This is a genomic window from Mesorhizobium sp. NPDC059054, assembly GCF_042739215.1.
Lineage (GTDB): Bacteria > Pseudomonadota > Alphaproteobacteria > Rhizobiales > Rhizobiaceae > Mesorhizobium.
Genome location: NZ_JBHYHV010000003.1, coordinates 70,144 through 91,932, shown reverse-complemented (window position 1 = coordinate 91,932; position 21,789 = coordinate 70,144). Strand labels below are relative to the sequence as shown.

General features: G+C 64.4%; 12 protein-coding genes. 3 read left to right on the top strand and 9 right to left on the bottom strand.

Annotated features, from left to right (window positions below):
• Positions 1-53 precede the first annotated feature (53 nt).
• The 3 genes from ACFWXH_RS13880 to ACFWXH_RS13870 all read right to left on the bottom strand — a co-directional run bounded on the left by ACFWXH_RS13880 (position 54) and on the right by ACFWXH_RS13870 (position 5,830).
• Positions 54-1,706: an ABC transporter substrate-binding protein gene (locus ACFWXH_RS13880; protein ID WP_379121105.1), complete on the bottom strand. Its 1,653-nt coding sequence runs from the start codon at positions 1,704-1,706 to the stop codon at positions 54-56.
• A 52-nt stretch (positions 1,707-1,758) separates the two neighbouring features.
• Positions 1,759-3,306 carry a trimethylamine methyltransferase family protein gene (locus ACFWXH_RS13875; protein ID WP_379121103.1) on the bottom strand — a complete coding sequence of 516 codons (1,548 nt, stop codon included), beginning with the start codon at positions 3,304-3,306 and terminating at the stop codon, positions 1,759-1,761.
• Between the two features lie 109 nt (positions 3,307-3,415).
• A complete protein-coding gene (locus tag ACFWXH_RS13870; RefSeq protein WP_379121101.1) occupies positions 3,416-5,830 on the bottom strand; it encodes an FAD-dependent oxidoreductase in 2,415 nt (804 codons plus the stop codon).
• 109 nt (positions 5,831-5,939) lie between these two features.
• Between ACFWXH_RS13870 and ACFWXH_RS13865 the strand changes: the two genes are divergently transcribed.
• Entirely contained in the window at positions 5,940-6,602 is a 663-nt protein-coding gene (locus ACFWXH_RS13865) for a TetR/AcrR family transcriptional regulator (RefSeq protein WP_379122205.1), read from the top strand.
• Positions 6,603-6,664: 62 nt separating this feature from the next.
• On the opposite strand, the gene ACFWXH_RS13860 is transcribed toward ACFWXH_RS13865, so the two are convergent.
• Entirely contained in the window at positions 6,665-6,877 is a 213-nt protein-coding gene (locus tag ACFWXH_RS13860) for a hypothetical protein (protein WP_379121099.1), read from the bottom strand.
• 545 nt (positions 6,878-7,422) lie between these two features.
• Complete coding sequence (locus tag ACFWXH_RS13855) at positions 7,423-13,722, bottom strand: autotransporter domain-containing protein (protein ID WP_379121097.1); 6,300 nt, start codon at positions 13,720-13,722, stop codon at positions 7,423-7,425.
• 305 nt (positions 13,723-14,027) lie between these two features.
• Here ACFWXH_RS13855 and ACFWXH_RS13850 point away from each other — a divergent pair, with 305 nt between their 5' ends.
• Positions 14,028-15,032 carry a helix-turn-helix domain-containing protein gene (locus ACFWXH_RS13850; protein ID WP_379121095.1) on the top strand — a complete coding sequence of 335 codons (1,005 nt, stop codon included), beginning with the start codon at positions 14,028-14,030 and terminating at the stop codon, positions 15,030-15,032.
• A gap of 336 nt (positions 15,033-15,368) precedes the next feature.
• On the opposite strand, the gene ACFWXH_RS13845 is transcribed toward ACFWXH_RS13850, so the two are convergent.
• The 3 genes from ACFWXH_RS13845 to ACFWXH_RS13835 are packed head-to-tail and all read right to left on the bottom strand — an operon-like array spanning position 15,369 to position 20,714.
• Positions 15,369-17,168, bottom strand: a complete 1,800-nt coding sequence (locus ACFWXH_RS13845; protein ID WP_379121093.1) for a hydantoinase B/oxoprolinase family protein — start codon at positions 17,166-17,168, stop codon at positions 15,369-15,371.
• A 55-nt stretch (positions 17,169-17,223) separates the two neighbouring features.
• On the bottom strand, positions 17,224-19,296 hold the full coding sequence (locus tag ACFWXH_RS13840; RefSeq protein ID WP_379121091.1) for a hydantoinase/oxoprolinase family protein: 2,073 nt from the start codon (positions 19,294-19,296) through the stop codon (positions 17,224-17,226).
• 56 nt (positions 19,297-19,352) lie between these two features.
• Positions 19,353-20,714 (bottom strand): purine-cytosine permease family protein, encoded by a 1,362-nt coding sequence (locus tag ACFWXH_RS13835; RefSeq protein ID WP_379121089.1) that lies wholly within the window; start codon positions 20,712-20,714, stop codon positions 19,353-19,355.
• 306 nt (positions 20,715-21,020) lie between these two features.
• Between ACFWXH_RS13835 and ACFWXH_RS13830 the strand changes: the two genes are divergently transcribed.
• Positions 21,021-21,176: a hypothetical protein gene (locus ACFWXH_RS13830; RefSeq protein WP_379121087.1), complete on the top strand. Its 156-nt coding sequence runs from the start codon at positions 21,021-21,023 to the stop codon at positions 21,174-21,176.
• Positions 21,177-21,413: 237 nt separating this feature from the next.
• On the opposite strand, the gene ACFWXH_RS13825 is transcribed toward ACFWXH_RS13830, so the two are convergent.
• Complete coding sequence (locus ACFWXH_RS13825) at positions 21,414-21,662, bottom strand: DUF982 domain-containing protein (RefSeq protein ID WP_379121085.1); 249 nt, start codon at positions 21,660-21,662, stop codon at positions 21,414-21,416.
• Positions 21,663-21,789: the final 127 nt, after the last annotated feature.

Genomic DNA, 21,789 nt, shown 5'->3' with positions numbered 1-21,789 from the left:
CCCTCGGAAATCCGCCACGGCCCGTGGGGACCACGGCCTGGCAAAGCCGGCGATCACGTCTCCAGCCACACCTCTTCGAAGACCGTCTCCTGCATGGGATGTGTGTTGTAGTTCTTCACTGCCTGCGCCGAATGGTTGAAGATCTTGCGCCAGTAAGCCTGCACGAGCACACCGGACTCCTGCAGGATTGTCTCGACATCCTTCATGATGGCGCGCCGCTTCTCCACGTCCGGCGTCGCCATTGCCAGCGCCAGCTTCTCGTCGAACTCCTTGCTCGAGAAACCGGACTCGTTCCAGGCCTCGCCGGACCGGTAGGCGACAGCCAGCACCTGCACGCCGAGCGGGCGCATCGACCACACGGTCAGCGAGAAGGGGTATTTGGTCCAGTCGTTCCAGAAGGTCGAACCCGGCAGCACCGTGCGCTTCACCTTGAAACCGGCTTCGCGCATCTGCGCGGCAATCGCGTCGCCGGTGTTCTTCTGCCAGTCCTCGTCGACGGTGATGATCTCGTGCTCGAAGTCGGCCTGGCCGGCCTCGGTCATCAGCGCCTTGGCCTTTTCGATGTTCCTTTCCACCTTCGGCAGCGGCGCATAGTCCGGATGGATGCCGCAGACATGGTGGTTTTCCGCCACTTCGCCGAGACCGTTGTAGCCGAGGCTGAGAACGGCGCCATTGTCGACCGAGAGCTGCACGGCGTTGCGCACGCGCTGGTCGTCATACGGCTTGTTCTTGACGTTCATGCGGGCCGTCACCGTACCGGCGGTCAGGATCTCGCTGCGCACCAGGCCCATCTTGTCGAGGATCGCCACATAGTCCCCGGTGGACTCGTAGTTGGTATGGACCTCGCCCGCCTCGAAGGCGCTGATCATGGCGTTGGGGTCGTTGCCATAGTCGATGAACTCGACGCCGTCGAGATGGACCTCGCCACCCCACCAGGCGCCGCCGTTCTCGCGGCGCCTGTAGGTAGCCTTCACAGCCGTTTCATAAGAGACGAGTTCGAAGGGACCGGTGCCGATCGGGTTCTTCACGAAGTCCGAACCCATCTTCTCGAAGCCGCGGTGCACGATGAGCGCCGGATAGTCGGAGAAGGCCGGAATGATCGAAATGTCCGGCACCGAGGGTTTCAGCCTTACGGTGTGATCGTCGACTTTTGTGATGGCGCCGTCGTGCGCCTTGCCGGTCGCCGGGTCGATCAGGCTCGCCATGCGCCCGGCCATGGAATTGCCTTCGGCCGATTTCTCGCACCAGCGGTTCAGGTTGAAGACGACGTCGTCGGCGTTGAAATCGTCGCCATTGTTCCACTTCACGCCCTTGCGCAGATGGAGCACATATTCGGTCGCGTCGTCGTTCACCTCCCATCGTTCGAGCAGCATGGGCTTGAAGGTGAAGTCCCTGGTGTAGCGCACCAGTGGTTCCAGGACCTGCCGGGCGATGTTGCCCATTTCGCCCCAGTCGAGGCTGCGGATGTCCTTCATCTCCTTGACCAGCATGGCGACCTTGATGACGCCGCCCTTTTTGGGTTGTTCGGCCGCCATGGCCGCAGGCGCGGGAAGTCCGATCAGGCCGTAGGCCGTGGCGGTGGAAAGGCCGAACACGCTCGCCAGCGCCAGGAACTCACGGCGATCCATACGTCCAGCCGAAGCCTCCTTGGCCATCTTGTATACGGTATCGGGAACCTGCCTTTCAGCGCCCGCCGAGAAACTCATCTGCTCCTCCCTGGTTATAGCCGGCCTTATGATTTGTTTTGCCGGCCCATCATCATGAAACGGGCTCCGCGCCCCCTTGCTCTGTTCGGCGCGCAATGAACGCGTCGAGAATTTCGCCGCAGGCGACCGCTGATGCCGGCGCCTCGAATTCGGTGAGCCTGCGTTTCCAGATGCCGTTGGCGCGCTCGGTCGCGGTGCGCGAGCCGGCTTCGCTCCACGAGCCGAAATTGGAAAGGTCGGCGACCAGCGGCTCGTAGAAAGCCGTGCGATAGCGCGCCATGGTGTGCTGCGCGGCGAAGAAGTGACCGCCTGGCTGCACTTCGGCGATCGCGTCGAAGCCGATCGCATCCGCATCGCCAGGCACGGCAGTGCACAGTTCGGCGATGGTCTGCAGCGCCTCGATGTCGGTGATCAGCTTTTCGAAGGAAACGCTCAGGCCTCCTTCCAGCCAGCCTGCGGCGTGGATGCACACGGTCGCCCCCGCAAGCACGGTGCCCCACAGCGAGAACTGCGTCTCATGCGCGGCCTGCACGTCGGAGATGTTGGCGGCGCTGCCGCCGCCGGAGCGCCAGGGCAGGCCGGTGAACCGCGCCAGCTGGCCGGCGCCGAGCGTCGCCTTGACATGTTCCGGCGTGCCGAAGGCAGGCGCACCGGACTTCATGTCGACATTGGAGGAGAAGCTGCCATAGACCACCGGCGCGCCTGCGCGACTGATCTGTGCCAGCGCCAGGCCGGCCAGCGCCTCGGCATGCTGCAGCGTCAGTGCGCCGGCAACCGTGATCGGCGCCATGGCGCCGGCAAGGCAGAAGGGCGTGATGATCGACACCTGGCCGGCGCGCGCGAAGTCGATGATGCCCTGCGCCATCGGGATGTCGAGCTGGCGCGGCGAGTTGCTGTTGATGACGGTGTAGCAGTGCACGTTCGACAGGAAGGCATCGTCGGAAAGCCCGCGTGCCAGGCGAAGCATCTCGAAACTGTCTTCGACCTGCGGCGTGCCGCGCGCATAGACGAAGGGCAGCTTGTCCGAGAGCGTCAACTGTGCCCGGTTGACCGCATAGTGGCGAAACCGGTTCTCGACATCCTGAGCCTCGATGAACGGACCGATCATGTGCAGTACGTCGAAGCTCTGCACGATGCGCACGAGGTTCTCGAAATCGGCAAGGTTGCCGGGACGGCGGCCCCGCTCGATATCGGTCACGTTGGGGGCGCCGGAACCGGCCAGGAAAGAGAGCGCGCCGAGCTCCAGCACAAGATCCCTGGAACGGTCGCCGGCAAGGGCGTGGATCGATCGCGGTGCGGAGGCAAGCGCTGCCGTGACGATGTCGCGGCCGATGCGCACCATCTGGGTGTCTTCGTCGACGATGGCGCCGGCGGCCCGGTAGAGCTCGCGCGCTTCCGCCAGCAGCACCTTGATGCCCAGCTCTTCGAGGACGCGCAGTGCGGTGTCGTGGATCGCCGCGACCTGGTCGTCGGAGAACACCGGCTGCGGCAGGAAAGGGTTGCGCAGCGTGCGGTAGTCGGGCTTGCGGTGTCCCGCCGCTTCGCTACCTCTGGCGCGGCGCCTTTCGCGGCGGCTTTCCCTGGCGACTTCATCGATCATTTTGCTTCCTCCTCGAGCGTGATGCCCAAAAGTCGCAGACTTTTCAGACGAAGATCGTGCGGTAAAACGAACGGATAGAGCAGAATCTCGACCATCTCGGCTCCCTCGCTTATGCCCGCATCGCCAGCCCGCCCGGATCGTAGGGCGAGGCGGCAATGACCCGCACCGGGCGTTCCACGCCGACGATGTGCGCGGACAGCGCGGTGCCTTCCGTGGCGAAGTCCCTCTCGACCAGTGCCAGCGCGAGGCTTTTTCCGATCGTATGGCCGTAGCCGCCCGATGTGACGAAGCCGACCCTGCGGCCCGCGTGCCAGACAGGCTCGAAGCCGCTGGCGTCGGCGTCGATGGCGTCGACCTCGAGCGTGACCAGGATGTTGGTCGCGCCGCCGCGGTCGCGCTCCGCAAGCGCTGCCTGCCTGCCGATGAAGTCGCCCTTGTCGAAGGCGATCCAGCGGTCGAGGCCGCTCATGTCGGCCGTATAGCCCTGCGTGAATTCTCGCGACCAGATGCCGAAGCTTTTTTCGAGCCGCAGCGAATTCAGCGCATAGTAGCCGACCTCGACGAGGCCAAGCTCCCGCCCGGCCGACAGCAGCGTCTGGCGCAGGGTCGCATGTTCGGCCGCCGCGCAATTGATCTCGAAGCCCAGTTCGCCGGCGATCGACAGGCGGGCCGCCTGCGCCCGCACCAGACCGATGTCGAGGGCCCGGCAGGCCATGAACGGAAAGGCTTTCGCTGAAACATCCTGATGGGTGGTAAGGCCAAGGATGTCGCGCGCCTTCGGACCCGTCAGCAGGAAGCCGCCCGTCGCATCGGAAATGTCGGCGATGGCGACGTGGGGCGACGAATGGTCCGCGAACCAGCGCAGATGGAATTCACGCAGATAGTAGGAGCCCATCAGCCAGTAGCGGCCGTCGCCCCAGTTGAAACAGGTGAGGTCGCCCTTCAGCCGGCCGTCATGGCCGAGCATCGGCGCCAGCCGTGCCTGGCCGGGTTTCGGCAACCTGGCCGCGAGCAGCCTGTCCAGCCAGGCGGCGGCACCTGTGCCAGTGATCTCGTAGCGCGAAAAGCCCGACGTATCGACGAGCCCGGCTGTCCGGCGTACCGCGCGTGCTTCCGCGCCGACGAGATCGAAGGCGTTCGACCGCTTCAGCGTCGGCGTCTCCTCGAACCCTGCCGGCGCGAAATAGACCGGCAGCTCCAATCCCCAGGAGCCCGTCCACTGGCATCCGGCCTCGCTCATTTCGCGATAGGCGCCGGGGCGTCGCAAGGGCCGGCCGGCCGGCAGGCGTTCATTCGGGAAGGTCATGACGAAACGGCGGGAGTAGAACTGGCGTGTCGTCTGTTTGAGATATTCGCGGTTGGCGGCAAAGGCGCCGTAGCGGGCGATGTCCATGCCGAACACATCGGCCTGCGGCTCGCCCTCGATCATCCACTCCGCCAGCGACTTGCCGACACCGCCGCCCTGGCTGAAACCGGCCATCACGCCGCAGGCGACCCAGTAGTTCTTAAGGCCGCGCACCGGTCCGACAATTGGATTGCCGTCAGGTGTGAAGGTGAAGGCGCCGTTGACCCATTTGCGGATGCCGGCGGTCTGCAGGCACGGGAACCGCTCATAGGCCTTGGCGAGTTCCGGTGCGATGCGATCGACATCCTCGGGGATCAGCTCGATGCCGTAGTCCCATGGCGCGCCGTCCATGTTCCAGTGGCGGGCATCCTGTTCATAGACGCCGATCAGCACACCCTTGCGCTCCTGCCTGAGATAGGAGAATCCGTCGAGATCGACCGCGATGCCGATCTCGCGGTCGAGCGCCGCGATTTCCGGGATGTCCTCGGTGATGAGGTAGTGGTGCTCCATAGGCGTCACCGGCAGGTCGACGCCGGCCATCAGGCCGAGCTGCTTGGCCCACAGGCCGCCGGCATTGACGACGTGGTCGGCAACGATGCTGCCTTTCTCGGTAACGACGTTCCAGCTTCCATCCGGCCGTGGTGACAACTGGATCACCCGGTTGCGCAGGATGACATCGGCACCGCGCTTGCGCGCCGCACCGGCATAGGCGTGGGTGGTGCCGTAAGGATCGAGGTGGCCTTCGTTGGAATCGTGGAGGCCGCCCAGCACGCCGGTGGTGTCGACGATCGGGCAGAGCGCCTTGATCTCCTCGGGCGTCACCAGCCGGGCCGTCTCGATGCCGACCGACTGGAACACCGCCCAGGCCGATTTCAGCCATTCCCAGCGGCTGGGATCGGAGGCGATGTTGACGCCGCCGGTCATGTGCAGGCCGACATCCTGGCCGGATTCGGCCTCGATCTCGCGATAGAGGCCGATCGTGTAGTCCTGCAATGCCGCGACATTGGGATCGGCGTTGAGCGCGTGGAAACCGGCGGCGGCATGCCAGGTCGAGCCGGCGGTCAGTTCGGCGCGTTCGATCAGCGCGACATCGCTCCAGCCATACCGCGTCAGGTGGTAGAGCACCGAGGCGCCGACAACGCCGCCTCCGATCACGACGGCGCGGTAATGAGACTTCATCGAACCTCCCATGATGGTCTCCATCGTTATTGGACATATGTGTACAGTGATTGGACATATATGTCTAGTGCTGCTTGCCGAGACGCTTGCGCTGTGTCATTCGTCAGCCATGATCAAGATGGCTCCACAGGAAGAACCGGCCCCCGGCAACGTCAAGGTGACGCGCTGGGACTGGATCAACCTGGCCCTGGACGTTCTGGTGACCGATGGGGTGGAGAGCGTCCGCATCCTGCCGCTCGGTGAGAGGCTCGGCGTGTCGCGGTCGAGCTTCTATCACTATTTCAACAGCCGGCAGGACCTGCTCGACCGGCTGCTGGACCATTGGCGCGACACCAACACCAAGGCGATCGTGGAGCGGGCGAGCCGCCCCTCCGAAACCATCGTGCGCGGTGTCATGAATGTCTTCGAATGCTGGGCCGACGAGCGCCTGTTCGACCCGCGCTTCGATTTCGCGGTGCGTGAATGGGCGCGCCGGTCACCTCAGGTGCGTGGCATCATCGATGCGGCCGACGAGCAGAGGCTCGGCGCCATCCGCGACATGTACCGGCGCCATGGCTACAGCGACGAGGATGCTTTCATCCGCGCGCGCGTGCTCTACTACATGCAGATCGGGTATTACGTGCTGGACCTCAAGGAACCGCTCGAAGCCCGTCTCAGCCACCTGGCCGCCTATCTGCGCAGCTTCACCGGCCTGGAGCCGACCGAAGCCGATGTCGCCCATTTTTCGGCCTTTGTCGGGAAGTCGGGGAAACGAAGCGGCACGGCGGGTTAGCGCAGCAGAAGTGCGCAGCTTTTTGCGTCCGGAATTGCGTAGAAACAGAGAGTTGGAGCGGCTCAGCTTCTGAAGGGTGTTGCGCCGATCGCGGCATTGAGCAGCTTGGCCACGCGCCAGGGCTTCTCGGCGAGGGTAATGCGCGTGCGAACGGACGGATCGCCCGTCAGTTGCTCGACCTGCGCCTTGCCGTCGAACTGACGGATTTCCATCACCTTGGCCGGATCCAATTCGACGACGGTGCCGTCCGCTGCTTTCAGCTGCACGCGCGACATTGAGCAGAAATCCTCGTTTGGAAGCGGCTATGCTAGCCCACCCGCCTTTGACCGGGAAGCAAACCGTCATGGTGAGTTGCCGGAAAGATGGAAAAATCATCCGGATAAAGGACCATCGTGGGCATGGGAATCCACGCCCTTGCGGAATGCGAGCATCGGAGCGGGCGATCCCGTTCCGGAACAAAGACAAAGGCGCAGCGATCCAGGTACGGTTACGGTTGGCCGTTGACGTAAGTACCGGGGTTTCTTGGAGCGACGTCGGTTCCATTCCCCCATCGTTCCGGAATGGATCCCCGACACTCTCCACTCCCTTCGGTCGTTCACGAGGTCGAGGATAACGAAGTTTCGATGCCCTGCACAAATGCCGAAAGCCGATATTTCCACCCGCATCGGCGACTAGCCAAAGCGCCCCTCACAACCGTCATCCTCGACCTCGAAAGGAGCGAAGCGACTGGAGAGTGTCGGGGATCCATTCCGGAACGGTGGAGGACCGGCGCGGATATCCTGCGAGCCCCATCAACGGCTTCGCCGTCCCGCGCTCATCACTAGAACTTCACGCTCAGATCCGCCCGCACCCCATGGTCGCTTGCCCTGGAGCCGACCTGGCCGTGATAGGACACACCAAGGGTCGCGGCCGGTGCGATGGCGAAGTCGAGCCCGGCTTCGAGGACTGCGGCATCCCTGGCGATCGGCGCACCGGCGATCGAGAAGGCGTTGCTGCCGGTGAAGGCCTGACTGATGGTGGGCGTGACATCGCCATAGGCGTGGCGCCAGCCGATCGTGCCACGTGCCGTGGCCTTGGCTGAGCCGATGTCGAAATCGGTCGAGGCACGAAGCCCAAGCGTTGTGAAGGTGATGTCGTTGGAGCCGCCGTATACGCTCAGCGCCGAAATGCCGCCCTGCTCGGTGAAGCCGTTGGTGTGGACATTGACATAGGCCAGGTTGGCGAAGGGCTCGAAGGCAAGATTGCCTGCCTTCATGCCATAACCCAGCTCACCGAACACCTGCGTGGTGCCGGCGCGGTGGTCGCCGGTCAGGCTGTCGGTGAAGCCGGGGAAGATGACTTGCCGGCTCGAGTCGATCTGGCTCCAGGTGTAGGCAAGGCCGGAGCGCAATGACAGTGCATCCCACTGCGTCCCGCCATAGATGCCGAGATGGTAGTTATCGGTGGAGGCGGAAGAGCGCCTGTCGTCGACCTTGAGCGAGGAATGGCTGTAGCCGGCGAGGAAGCCGAGGCGAACCTCGTCGGTGACAAGACCATCGACGCCGGTGACGAAACCGCCGACGGAACGCGACAGCCTGGCGGCATTGCCGTCGCTGCCGAAATGGCCCCAGGAACCGAACACCGAGCCCCAGGCACCATAGCGCTCGGCAGCCACCGCACCCGTGGTCATGTCCTTCGCATCCTCGCCATAACCCAACAACAGCAATGGCTCTGTACCGACCGTTTCGAAGGCGGAACGAAGGCGATCGTTCATCGCTTCGCGCACGAAGCGGCTGTCTTCGAGCATGCCGGTCACCGTCGAGGCGTTGATCTCGCCCGACAGGCCGTCGAAGGCGGCGAGGGCCTCGTCGGCGGAGAGAACCAGCAGCTTGTTGTAGAGCTCCAGCGGCGTGCCGCTCTGCTGCAGCGTGTCGAGCGCGCCGGCCGTCTGCTTCTGGTTGTAGGTGTCGGCGACCTTGACGAACCCGGTTCCCTTGAGCGCGATCTTCAGGTCGACCGCGTTGGCGCTTTGGGCAAGCGTCGCATCGAGGAAAGCCGAGCGCGACAGCACGGACGGATCGAAGCCGCCGGTGACGCCGCCGGCCGCTGTCAGGATCGTGTAGGTCTGGCCATCCTGGTAGCTGGTCCGCGGGTCCAGCGCGGTCACGCCGACCTTGCCGCCGCCCAGCGTCGCCTTGCCGGTGGCGGCGATGCGGTCGCTGGTGCCGTTGCCGGCGATCTCGACTTCGTAGGTCGAGCCTGCGGCCAACGACACATCGCCCGCCACGTTCAGCGTGCCGATCGAATTGCCCGGCGCGACAACGGCGCCGTTCTCCGCCACGAGAGCGCCCACCGTGCCGATGCCGCCGAGCGCGGCACCCGATTTCAGGGTCACCGTGCTCGCCAGGCTGGCGCCAGGGTGGGAACTGTCGCCGACGACCAGCTTGCCGGCATCGACCGTGGTCGCGCCCGTATAGGTGCTGGCCCCGTTCAGCACGAGGGTGCCGCTGCCCTGCTTCGCCAGCGTGCCGGTGCCTGCGATGTCGGCGTCCAGCGTGGCCGTGTCGGTGAAGTTGGCGTGGATCAGCCCGTCATTGGCGATGGACGGTGCAACCAGGGAACCCGACAGGTTCCCATCGCCGATGGCGAGCAGCGAGCCCTGGTCGATCATGACCGGTTCCGAGGCAACCACGGAGCCGCCGTCGGCAACGATCAATTGGCCGGGCAGGGGGCCGCAAGCGCAGGGCGGCAGGCCGACAATCAGCGTCTTGGTCGTCAGTTTCGACCCCGCGCCGGTCACCATGACCATCGAAGGATCGAGGCCGGTGGAAGCAGTCTCTGCGGCGATGACCGTGGTGTCTCCGACATTGACGACACCGCCGGCTGCCACCGTTAGCTTTCCGGTTCCGCCGCCGAGCATGTTGCCGACGCCGAGGAAGGTCGAGACGTTCCAGGTGGACCCTTGCCCCGTCACGACGGCGCTCGCCGCCACGAGCGGATTTTCGATGACGGCCCCGAACAGGCTGTCGACCACGCCGCCGTTCTGGATAGTCAAAGTAGCGGCCGTCGGCATGATGCCGACGAAGGTTAGTTGCGAGACCTTTGCGTTCGTGTCTTTTCCGTCGACGAGCATTGCACCGCCGACCAGAAGATTGTCGGTGGTCAGTTTCGCGCCGGCAAACATGTCGAGTGAACCGCCGCCCCCGACTCCCTGTCCCCCAGCGGCGGTGAAGGATGCGTTCGGACCGAGCAGGGTGAGCGCCGCATCGGGGCTGATGAAGAGGTCGCCACCAATGTCGCTGGCTCCGCGTAGCGTCAGGGCGCCCTGGTCGAGTTCCAGCGATCCCGCGCCCGTGATCTGCCCGCTGAAGTCGCTGGTGCCGGGACCGTTGGCGCCGATGGATAGAACCGTGGTGTCGTCCAAGGTGCCGATATTGACCACCCCGCCGCCCGATGAACCGTCGAGAAGGCCTTTGATATCGGTCTCGACGCCGTCGGCGATGTCGAGCATGCCGCCCACGTTCACGACTGCCACCGAGTTGGCCGAAAACGCGGTGTTCGCCCCTGCCGTCAATGTGCCGGCGTTGACGACCGTGTCACCGCTATAATCGTTGTTGCCCATCAGCGTGACGGTTCCCGTACCCGCCTGCTTCAGTCCGCCGGTGCCGGTGATGTTGTTCGCGAAGATGAACCCGTCACTGCGGTCGAAGGCCAGCATGCCGTCGTTGAACACGGCGCCGCCGCCGATCGACCCGGCATTGCCGCCGTCGCCCAGTTGCAGGGTGCCGCCCTGGATGGACGTCGTGCCGGTATAGGTGTTGGCTCCCGTCAGGATCAGCGTGCCGTTGCCGGCCTTGATGAAATCCGTGGCTGTCGTCCCGTCGGTCAGGACGGAATCGACGAAGGCCGTGACGCCACCATCGACCGCGATCGTGCCCGCCGAACCCGATGCGGGGTTGAAAGCCAGGCTGCCGCCGGCCAGGTGATAGCCGTCGGTCACGAACTGCAGTGTGTCGAAATTCTGCGTTCCTGCGACGGTGACGGTACCGGCGCTGCCGCCAAACACGCCGACCGATTGCATCCAGGGCACATTGACCGCGCCGTTCACATCCGTCCAGTTGAAGGCGGCACCATCCCATGTGCCGCTGCCGCCATCGACGAAGTTGGGCGTGGCATTGCCGCCGTCCCAGAACTGGATGGTCTGTCCGGCGCCGAGCGCGATCAGGTAAACCTGGCCGGGAACATCGAGGCCGACGGTGTGGTTCGCCACGGTGAAGTTGCTCGAGGTCACCGTCTCGGTGTCGAACGTGCTGCCTGGCGTCAGCGTTCCATATTCGAAGAGCCGGTAGTAGCCGGCGGAGGCCACCGTGGCTTCCAGATTGCCGCCGAGCGTCAGATTGCCGCCGACCTTGACGAGGTCATTGGAGGCGTTGGCGATGACGTTCGGCGTGCCGAGCTCGAATTTCGAGGTCGAACCGGTATCGAGCGTCAGGTCCCCGGCAATGGTCAGCGTGCCGGGGCTGGCGCCGGGCGAGAGCGTGCCGCCGCTTTGTACCGTCACGTCGCCATGGATCGTTCCCGTACCCCCAAGCGTTGCGTTGCCGGCAACGGTGATGCCGGCTGTGTTGCCAACGGTGTCGCCGAACGCGCCATCGATGCGCAGGGTGCCCTGGCCGACGATCGCCGTGCCGAGGAACTGATTGCCGACGGAATTCGAGCCGTCGAGGATCAGCGTGCCCGTGCCGTTCTTGGTGAAGCCGCTGCTGCCGGTACCGGAGATGATGCCGGAATAGGTCTTTGCACTGTTGTTGGTCGTCGTCAGCGCCTGGCCGTTCAGAACGATCGCGCCGCTGCCTTCCAGCGACCCGATTATTTCAGGATCGGAAAGTTCCAGCTGTCCGGACGCGCCGATGATCACCGCGCTGGCATCGGGAATGGCTGAGCCGTTTCTGACCTCCAGCACGCCGCGGCCGATCGTCGTCGTGCCCTGATAGGTGTTGGTGCCCGTCAGGGTCAGCCGGCCGGCGCCGTTTGCGCTCTTCGCAAATCCGCCGACGCCCGACAATGTGCCGGTCAACGTCAGGTCGTGGTCATTGGCGACGTTCAACCCGGTCCCGAGAAGGCTGAAATTGTTCCCGATCGTCAGCCCGGGAGCCCCGGTGAACAATGTGGCCAGCGCGTTGACCGTTACATTGCCAAAGCCGAACGCGTTGTTGTTGCCGACAGACACGCGCCCGCCGTTCAACGTCGTGCCGCCGGCATAGATATTGTTGCCGAACAGCGCCACCGAGCTGAGGCTGGCGTTGTTGATCGCCACGCCGCCCGGGCCGGAGATCTGGCCGTCAAGCCGCAGGTCGCCGCCGGCCCCCGCGCCGACGCCCGAGGTCAGCGTCAGTGTCTGGCCGGGATTGAGGATGCCGATGTTGTTGGCGAGCGCGACCGACACATTGTTCGCGTTCGACAGCGACGCGTTGCCGCTCACCGTGACATTGCCGGATCCAAGCGCTGTATTGCTACCGGCCGCGAGCCCGCCCTGCGCCAGCGTCGTGCCGCCGGTATAAAGGTTGTTTCCAGTCAGTGTGAGTACACCCGTGCCCGTCTTGACGAGCTTGCCGCCACCGATGCCGGCATTCAGAATGACGCCCGAGTAGGTCGTCGAGGTGTTGTCGCCGCCAACGCCCAAGGTGTTGCCGTTGTACAACCATACATAGGTCCCGGCGTCGCCATCCAGCGAACCGATGGTTTCGTTTTCAGCGACGAGGAGCTGTCCTGCATTCAAGCTGACAGCGCTTGTGTCGCCGATTGCGGAGTTTACTGGTCCGCCGGTGAAGCTCAGTTGCAGGTCGCCGCCATTGACGGTCACCGGCCCGGTGAAAGTGTTGACACTGTTGAGTGCGAGACGGCCACTGCCATCCTTGATAAGCGCGCCCGGCCCGGTATTGAGACCGCCGTCGAAAACGACAGTGCCGGCGCCTCCTACCGTCAGCGTCTGGCCAGCGCCGCCGATCGCGCCGGTGATGGACAAGGTTCCGGAATCCGAATTGATCCGCGCGCCTAGGCCCAGCACAATAAGACCGCTGTAGCCATTGTCCCCGGAAATATTTCGCAGCGCGCCGCCGTTCGACATGCCCGATCCGTTGAGCGCCAACACGTTGTTGACCGTCAGGCCATTTCCCTGCACTTCAAGCGCGCCGCCGGGAAAGACGGTGACCCCGCTGGTGCCGAGTGCCAAACTGTTCTGGACGTTGATCCGGCCGGCGCCGATCGACGTGAGGCCGGTGTAGCTGTTGGCGCCCGTCAACGTCAGGTGGGCACTGCCGGTTTTCGTCAGCGATCCGCCAACGCCGGAGATTGTGCCGGCGAAGGTCATGCCGGAGTTCAGGTGCCCGACGGCCAGCGTATTCGCGCCTAGATCGACGGTGGTTCCGGTGGCGGTACTTGTGAGCGCGCTGAGCGTGATCGTTCCCGCATCGTGCGCGGAGATATGGAGCGACGCCGTCTCGGCAAGCGTGATACTCGCGTTCGCGCCCTGAGAAGCACCTTCGAACGAGACGATCGTGCCAATCCTCGCGAAGATGCCCGTGGATTCAGCCGAAGAGTTGTCCCTGAAGGTGACGGCTCCCCCCGTCGCGGTGATCCTCGAGGTTCCGGCTTTCGCGCCGTCCTGGAACAGGACTTGCCCGCCCGAGAGGATCACTGCGGCGCCTGCGGTCGCGTTCTGCTGGAAGCGCAATATGCTGCTGTTGCTGATCTCGAAGGTTGCGCTGGAGCCTGTCGCGATGGCCAAGCCACTGCCGCCGGCGGTTGCGCCGAAGACGAAAACGCCGCCGTCGTTCTGGACGAACGTATAGGTTTTGTCGTCCTGGACGTTGAACGTATCGACGCTGGTCCCCGCGTTGAGCGTCACCGTCGTGTTCGCGCCGCCGGCTGCTCCAAACGTGGCGATGCCGGTGGCCGGCGCGCCGGCAAGCCAGTTGCCGCCATTGTTGTAATTCGTATTGGGGGCTGCTCCGCCGGTCCAGGTGGCGTCCTGCGCCATCGCCGTTGGCGCCATCAATGCCATCACGCCGGCGAGCGCGGTTCCGCAAAGCAGGGCGCAGCGCTGGCCCGGCCTGCGGTCGATGATACCCAACCCTGTCATATGCCCCCCGGCGAATTGTGCGCGGTCGCCATTGGCGAGCGCACGAAACGCGATATCCCTAATATTAGAAAATACATCTCCGCGATTGTCCCGGCAACTGGGCAGCGGTCGTCATTCCTGGGTGGAATATTGCGCAACGGTGGCTCAACCGATCGAGAGCTCCCGCAGACGGATGCGTTCGTCCCCCTCGCGCTCTTCCCAACCCGTCCCGTTTTGTTGCCAAGCGTGGCTAACAATCCTAGTCTGCCCAAGCTTGACATCATATCGAACGCAATGACCGGGCACCAAATCGTGGACAATCGTTGATGGACGATCGGACCGAGTTCGATTTCGTCAACCGCCAGGTGCATGCCGACGCCGAGGCGAAAATCGATGTCGGTTCGGTCAGCCGTATCGGCTCGCGCCTTGCGGCATGGCGCGACTATCTCAATGCCTATTATTACCCGCTTGATCTTTCCACGCCCGCCAGCCTGTTCGAAGTCGGGCGGCTCACCGTGCAGGATGTGGCCTCCATCCGGATCGGGGTGCTGCACAGCGACCCGATGACGGTCGAAAGGCATCCCACCCATATCGGCCGCTATGGCGAGGACTTCTTCATGATGCCGATGCCCGGATCGGCCAGCCTGCAGCTTGTCCAGCGCGGGCGCGAATGCGAGGTCCGGCCGGGCGATCTCGCCTTCATCGGCACCGGCGATCCGTACGTCTACAAGCAGCCGACCCGCAATTCCGTCGCGGCCATCCGGCTGCCCGCCGACATGGTGCGGGCGCGCATTCCCTGGATCGACGACATGACGGCGCTGCAATGCCCGAAGGAGCAGCCGCTGGTCAGCCTGTTCCAGGACTTCCTCAGATCGGTCGTGCGCAACAGCACGACGCTGTCCGATCCACAGGCCGGCTTCCTGCGCAGCTCCCTGTTCGATCTCCTCGCGCTCGCGCTGACCGTGCCCGGAACGGTCGCGTCCGACGAGACGTCGGTCCGCTTCGCCCACCGCCAGCGCATCCTGCGGTTCATCGAGGAACATGTCTGCGACCCTGGCCTGACCAGCGCCACCATCGCCCGCGATCTCGGCCTGTCGCCGCGCTACATACAGAAGATCTTCGCCGCGAGAGGCGAGACCCTGACCGAGGTCATTCGCCGCCGCCGCGTCGCCGAGGCGCAGCGGATGCTCAGCAGCGGCAATTTCGCCAGGCGCTCGATCGAGGAGATTTCCTACTCGGCGGGTTTCCTGGACGCGGCCTATTTCAGCCGCGTCTTCCGCCAGGAAACCGGCATGTCACCCGGCGAGTACCGCAGGCTTCATGCCGGATAGCGGCAGTCGGCCATTCCGCTCAAGGCCCAGGCAATCGCATATGGTGCTACGGACCGCGGTGCCATCTCCGATGTTCCGGAATGGATCCCCGACACTCTCCGGTCGCTTCGCTCCCTGCGAGGTCGAGGATGACGGAGTTCCTATGCCTTGCGCAAACGGCGAACGCCAGTGCTTCCACCGGCGTCGGCGATGAGCCGAAGCGCCCCTCACAACCGTCATCCTCGACCTCGTGAGCGACCGGAGGGAGCGGAGAGTGTCGGGGATCCATTCCGGAACGTCTGAGAAGGAACCTCAGTCGATGTGATGGCCTTGCCCATTCCATGGGGGCGAGGAACGTCACGCGGCGCGTTTTGAACGCAACTCCGACCGCCGGGCCCGGGTTGCGGCATCGTCGATCTTCATCGCCTCCGCATCCGCGCCCGAGAACACCACGCCATAGATATCGCGGGCGCGGTCGGGGGTTTCGTAGCGTTCGAGCACGTCGGTCAGCACACGTCTCGGATCGCGCTCCAGCGGATCGCCGTAACCGCCACCGCCGGCCTGGTTGCCCTTGACGTACTCGTCCTTGCGCACGGTGAGCACGGCGATGTTGGGCAGTTCCTCTTCCTGGCCGTTGGCGCCGACCTTCCAGTGCTGGCAGCGCAGGCCGTCATGGCCGCCGCGAACACCCTTGGGCGCATAGACCGTTCCATCGCACGGCCAGATCACCTCCATGGGCCGTTCCTTCGGACCATAGGCGACCTCCATGGCCGGCGCGCCGCGATATTTTCCGGCCCCGCCGGTGCCCGGCATCAGGCGCAGGAAGCGGATGGCGATCGGATGCTTGAGTTCGTCGATCTCGACGGAATCCCGGTACATCAGCCCGGCGGCGACCGGCAGGCCGTAGGTGATCCAGCCGTCGGCGAGCGGTGAGCCCGGGCCGCCGGCATTGGCCAGGAACAGCTGGTTGACATAGGCCGCATTGTCGACCCGGTGATCCTTTCCCGAGACCACGGCGCAGCCCGCGCCCATGCCCAGCCCGCCCTCGGCCAGCCCCCAGCCGTCGCCGAGTTCGGCAAAGGCCGATTGCACGATGTTCACCAGCCGGTCGGCGATGTTGGTCGTCGCCACCGAGCAGCTGTGCGGGAATTGCGGACGTCCGGCGACACAGCCGTCGCGCAGCTTCAGGCGGATGCGGCGGAACGAACCGGAATTGCGCGGCACCGAGGTGTCCAGCGCGTTGAAGATGCCGGTGATCGTCGACGCCGAGGTACACGCCTCGCTTTCGTTGAAGCCGCATTCGACATTGTCGACATTGTCGGTGAGGTCGATCTCGATCATCGCTTCGTCGGGATCGATGTCGATGGAGACGTTCAGCGGGATGCCGTCCGGCAAAAGGTCGCCGAAGGGGTCATGGGCGCCGGAATTGCGCAGCGTCACGCGCGGCAGGTTGCGGATCGCCTGGACCATGCGCTGTTCGGAATAGGCGAACCAGTGGCGCACGAACGCCTTGATCTGGTCCTTGCCGTATTTGGCGCAGAGTTCCTTCAGCCGCCGCTCGGCAATGCGCGCCGAGCCGATGCCGGCCAGGAAATCGCCATACCACTGGTCGGGAACGCGGATGCGCGAGCGGCACATCCTGACCACATCCTCGACCATCTGGTAGTCTTTCTGGATCCGCACCGCCGGGAAGATCAAGGCCCCTTCCGCATACTGGTCCTTGGCGCCGGCCATGTAGGTCGTGGGCAGCGCGTTGCCGATATCGGCCTGGTGAGCCTTGGCGACGGCGGTGAACAGATGCTCGCCGTCGACGAACACCGGCACCAGATAGGTGTGGTCGCCGGCATGGGTGTTGCCCGAATAGGGGTCGTTGTGCAGATAGCAGTCGCCCTCGCGCAACTCGTCGCCGGCGAAGTCGCACATCGCCTTGGTTTGCATATGGCTGCCGAAGATGTGGATCGGCAGGCCCTCGGCCGAGGCTAGCAGCCGGTTGTCGCCGGTGCAGATCGAGCAGCTGAAATCGCGCGCGCCGTTGATGACGCCCGAACGCGCGGCGCGCAGCAGGGTGTTGGTCATCTCGCGGATGATGCCGTCGATGCGGTTGGCGATGATCGCCGTCATGTAGGGATCGAAATCGGCTTCGGTGGTGTTGGTCATGGCATGGTCCTCAAATGGAAAACTCGAGCGTCGCCTGATCCTTCCGGATCAGGTTTCAGGCGATCTCGAGCAGGTAGTGGCCGTTGCCGCTGATCGAGACGGCCATCTCCGGATAGACGACCAGGGTCGTCGTCGTTTCCTCGATGATGGCAGGGCCCTCGATGCGGCTGCCGCGGACAAGGTCTTCGGCCTTGAAGATCGGAACCTCGGCAGGCGTGCTGTCGCCGAAGAAGCAGGGGCGGTTCGCAGCACTCGGCTTCGCCGCGCGGGCTTCCGCCGGCGGCGAAGGCGTCAGCGGCTCCGACAGGGCCACCATCAGGCGCGCCTTCCAGCTCACCGTCTCGATCGGACTGTTGGCGTCGCGCACCGCGAAGACCCGCTCATGCACGTCGTGGAAGGCATCGAGATAGGCCGGGACATCGCCGTTGCCGGCGAAGCGTTCGGTCGCCAGCGGCGTGTCGAGCTCCCAGATCTGGCCGAGATAGCGGGCCTCGCCGAAGCGCTCGATCGTGTAGGCATCGCCGCGCCCGGGGAGCCGGCGCCGGAAGGCGTGCAGCTTCTCGTCGAGCCTGTCCAGCACCTCGTTGACCCGCTCGCTGTCGAAGCGGTTCGACGGCATCACCAGGCTCTGCGCCTCTTCCGCCACGATGTGCGCGAACTGCATGCCGGCGGCCGAAAGCGCGGAAGCGCTGTTGGGCAGCACGACATTGCGGCAGCCGAGCTCCTTGGCGATCAGCATGATGTTGACGCCCGCCGCGCCGCCGCCGGCAACGATCGTGCTTTCGCGCGGATTGACGCCTTCATTGATGGTGACGTCGCCGATGGCGCGCACCATCAGGTCGCTGGCGAGGCTCAGGATGCGGAAGGCGGTTTCCTCGACCGACAGGCCGATCTGGACCGCCACCTCGTTGACGGCGCGGCGCGCCGCATCGACGTCGAGCTGCATGCGTCCGCCCAGGAAATAGTCCGGATCGAAATAGCCCAGCACCACCGCCGCGTCGGAAACCGTCGGCCTGGTGCCGCCCTGCCCGTAGCAGGCCGGACCGGGCACCGAGCCCGCCGACATCGGCCCGACGCGCATCAGCCCGCCATCGTCGATCCAGGCGATCGAGCCGCCGCCGGCGCCGATGGAGCGCATGTCGACGGCCGAGATGCCGAGCAGGTCGCCGGTGTAGCGCGGGCCGAGCCAGGTATCGCGGCTGAACGTCAGGTGGCCGTCGCGCACCACCCCGACATCGAAGGTCGTGCCGCCGGTGTCGCAGACGATCACATCCTCGCCCATCTGTTCCAGGCGTGAGTAGTTGATTGCCGCGACCGGCGCCATGGCCGGGCCTGAACCCACCGTATAGATCGGTTTCTCGATCAGGCCGTCGATGCTGGAGCAGCCGCCGGCCGCGGTGCTGACCAGGATCTCGCCCTGATAACCGGCCAGGCGCAGGTCGTTTTCGAGGTCGCGCAGATGCGCCTGCATCAGCGGCTTCAGCGAAGCGTCGATCGCGGTCGCCGACGCCCGGCGGTATTCGCGCACCACCGGGATCAGCTGATGCGACAGCGTATAGGGCACGCCCGGCAGCACCTCCTCGATCAGGCTGCCGACCTGCAGCTCATGGGCGGGGTTCGCGATCGACCACAGGAAGCAGACGGCGATGGCCTCGAACCCCTCTTCGCCGAGCCCCGCGATCGTCTTGCGGGCTTCGGCCACGTTGAGCGGGATGACCACCTGACCTTCGGAATCGATGCGTTCCTCGATCTCGAACGTGTGCCGGCGCGGAATGTAGGGATGCGGATAGTCCTGCGAGAAATCATGCGGGTTGAACTTGCCGCCTTCCTTCAGCACCAGCACGTCGGGGAAACCCGCCGTGGTGAGAAGCGCCGTCCTGGCCGCGCTCTTGGTGACGATGGCGTTGGTCGCCCGCGTCGTGCCGTAGATCAAAAGCGCGGTGTCGCTGAGCAGGTCTTCGAGCGTGATGCCCAGATGCTCCGCCGCATGCGCGATGGCATTGCGCATGCCTTCGAAGATGCGGTTGGGCGTGGTCAGCGACTTGCCGATGGTGAAGGTGCCGGCACTGTCGCTGACGACGACGTCGGTGAAGGTCCCGCCGGTGTCGACAGAAATGCGGTAGGTCATGGGCAAAGAACTCCGTAGGCGATTTCAAAAGGAAGAAAGGGTGCCTGACCCGAAGGTCAGGCTGCGCCCTTGACGAACCAGCCGGGCTTGGCCCGCGTCAGCAACCCGCCATAGATGGTGGCGGCGACGAGAGCGGTGGCTGGGGCCGAGAAGCTGGCGGTCAGCCCACCCATCTGCTGCAGGGCGAGGCCGATGGCGGCGGCGCCGAACCATGCGGAGATGCCGCAGGGGTTGAAGGCCGGGATATGGTCGCTGCGGTATTCGAGCACGCCGCCGAACAGCCTGTCATAGCGCGAGGACAGGATATGGGTCAGCGCGATCGCCACCCAGGCGACGACGAAGATGCCCTGATAGGCGAGCGCCTGGAGCAGATAGGCAAAGACATCCGCCAGCATCAGTGCATAGACGATGGCGCCGACGACGATCGCCCAGACGATCTTGCCGACCCGCCTTCCGGTCAGCTGCGCGAAGAACGTCTCCATGTTGACGGTGGCGAGGTAGAAGTTGGCGCTGTTGATGCGCGTCTGCGTCACCCAGACGAACAGCAGCCCGGCGATGCCCATCAGCTTCAGCAAAGCGAGCAGGACCGACACTTCGGACAGGGGACCGTCCATCGGCACGGTACCGACCAGGAAGATGCCGAACAGCCCGTTGACGATCAGCGCCATCAGGTAGAACGGCATGCCGAAATTGATCCGGGAGTGGTAGTCGATGTCCTCTTCGCGGCCGAAGCGGGAATAGTCGAAGGTGTACATCATGAGGATCCACACCCCCATGAAGTAGACGAAGCAGTGCCACCAGCCGTCGGCGGGGGCGCCACCTGCCGGCCCGACCGACAGCCAGGCATTGGAATAGCCATATTCGGCGATCGCCATCACCACGGCGGCGACGAGGCCGAGGAGATAGAGCGGCAAAAGCACGCCGTTCAGCTTGTCCAGCCAGTGCTGGATCGAGCCGAGGATCATCGGCACGCTGTAGAGCACCACGATGAGCGCCGCCCATTCGTAGCTGATGCCGGGCAGCACGGTCTGGATGCCGACCGCGATGACCGACCCCTCGAACACGGCATAGTAGATCGCCGTCACGAAGAAGATCAGCGTGGCAAGTGCAGCCCCCGCATTGCCGAACAGGATGCGCGAGAACAGCGCGACGGAAAGCCCGGTCCTGATCGCAAACCGGGAAATGACGAAATTGACGACGCTGTAGACGACGACGGACAGCAGCATGCCGATGATGGCATTCCTGGCGCCGAAGCCCTGCGCAAGCGCCGCCGCGACGACGAAGTAGAACACGGCGCTCGATACCGCCCACCAGGCCATCGTCAGCGATCCCTTCGACATGCGGTGTTCGGGCGGTACGGGCCGTGTCGAGAAATCCAGATTTTCAGTGTTGTCTTCGGTGCTCACAGAGCCAGCCATTTGTGCCTCCTCTCCCTGAAGCGTGGCAAACCAAGCTCCCCGATGGGACCTGGTGCAGAGGCTGAAGCTGGCTGCGGTGAGTTGTTTGCGGCTCTTTTTGTGCGGCCGGCTTGCCCCTGCGACGTACAGATTAGGCAGATCGCCCGGTGGCTGTGTTGGACTGGAGCGTACGATCTCTTGGACACGAACGCGCAGGATTGGGCCGGAAAAATCACCTCTGCCAGGACGAGGCCTTCTTCCATATCTGCGCGAGCGGTAGCATTTCGCTCGATGAAGCGTACGATGCCGGCAAACGGAGAACGTGGAATGGCGATGAAGCCTAACTATCGATACGAACGCAGCCAGCGCGACAAGGCCAAGGCGCAGAAGAAAGAGGCGAAGCTCGCGGCCAAGGCGGCAAAGGGCAAGGATTCGCCGGCGGAGCAGGAAGAATCGCAGGAACCCGAGACGAAGCGTGAATGAGGCCCGACCGACCCCGGGACGTCGGTGACAACGGACCGGTCGGACGACGTCGAAATCGATGTTCAACGTCCCCGGTGTTGCCACCGGGTCAAACGAGCGGCGATGTCATAGATATCGAAAGCAGGTGTTCCGGGTCAGGCTCCTGGAGCGTTTCCGGTTTTGTCGGAAACGCTCCAGCTCTTTGTGTTTACGCAATTCCGGACGCAAAACGGCTGCGCACTTTTGCTGTAACTGCTCCTAGGATGTCACCAGGATGCCAGCTTCTCGCGCCGCGGCAATGAAAGCCTTGCGGGCAAAGGAAGCTGGCCGGCGTCCGCTGTCCGCGTCTGAACAAGCCTGCAGTGCGGCACGGTGCTTGTCGCTGCGCTTGCCGGGCCATCTTTTAAGCACGAAATCCAGGCAGCCGGTCGCGTCGCTGATTGTCTCCTGGCCGCCGGAAGGACCAGCGAGAACTGTCACCGGCGGATCGAATTTTTGTTTTTCCATCGCTGCACCTACGCTTTCGAACAGAAGGTAACAAGCGGCAGGGCCGTAGTGGTCCTGTGCCGTTGCCGGTTGCGGGCAATGCCTTAGAGCATTTTGTAGCCAAGTGGGATCACTTGGCGTTACAAAA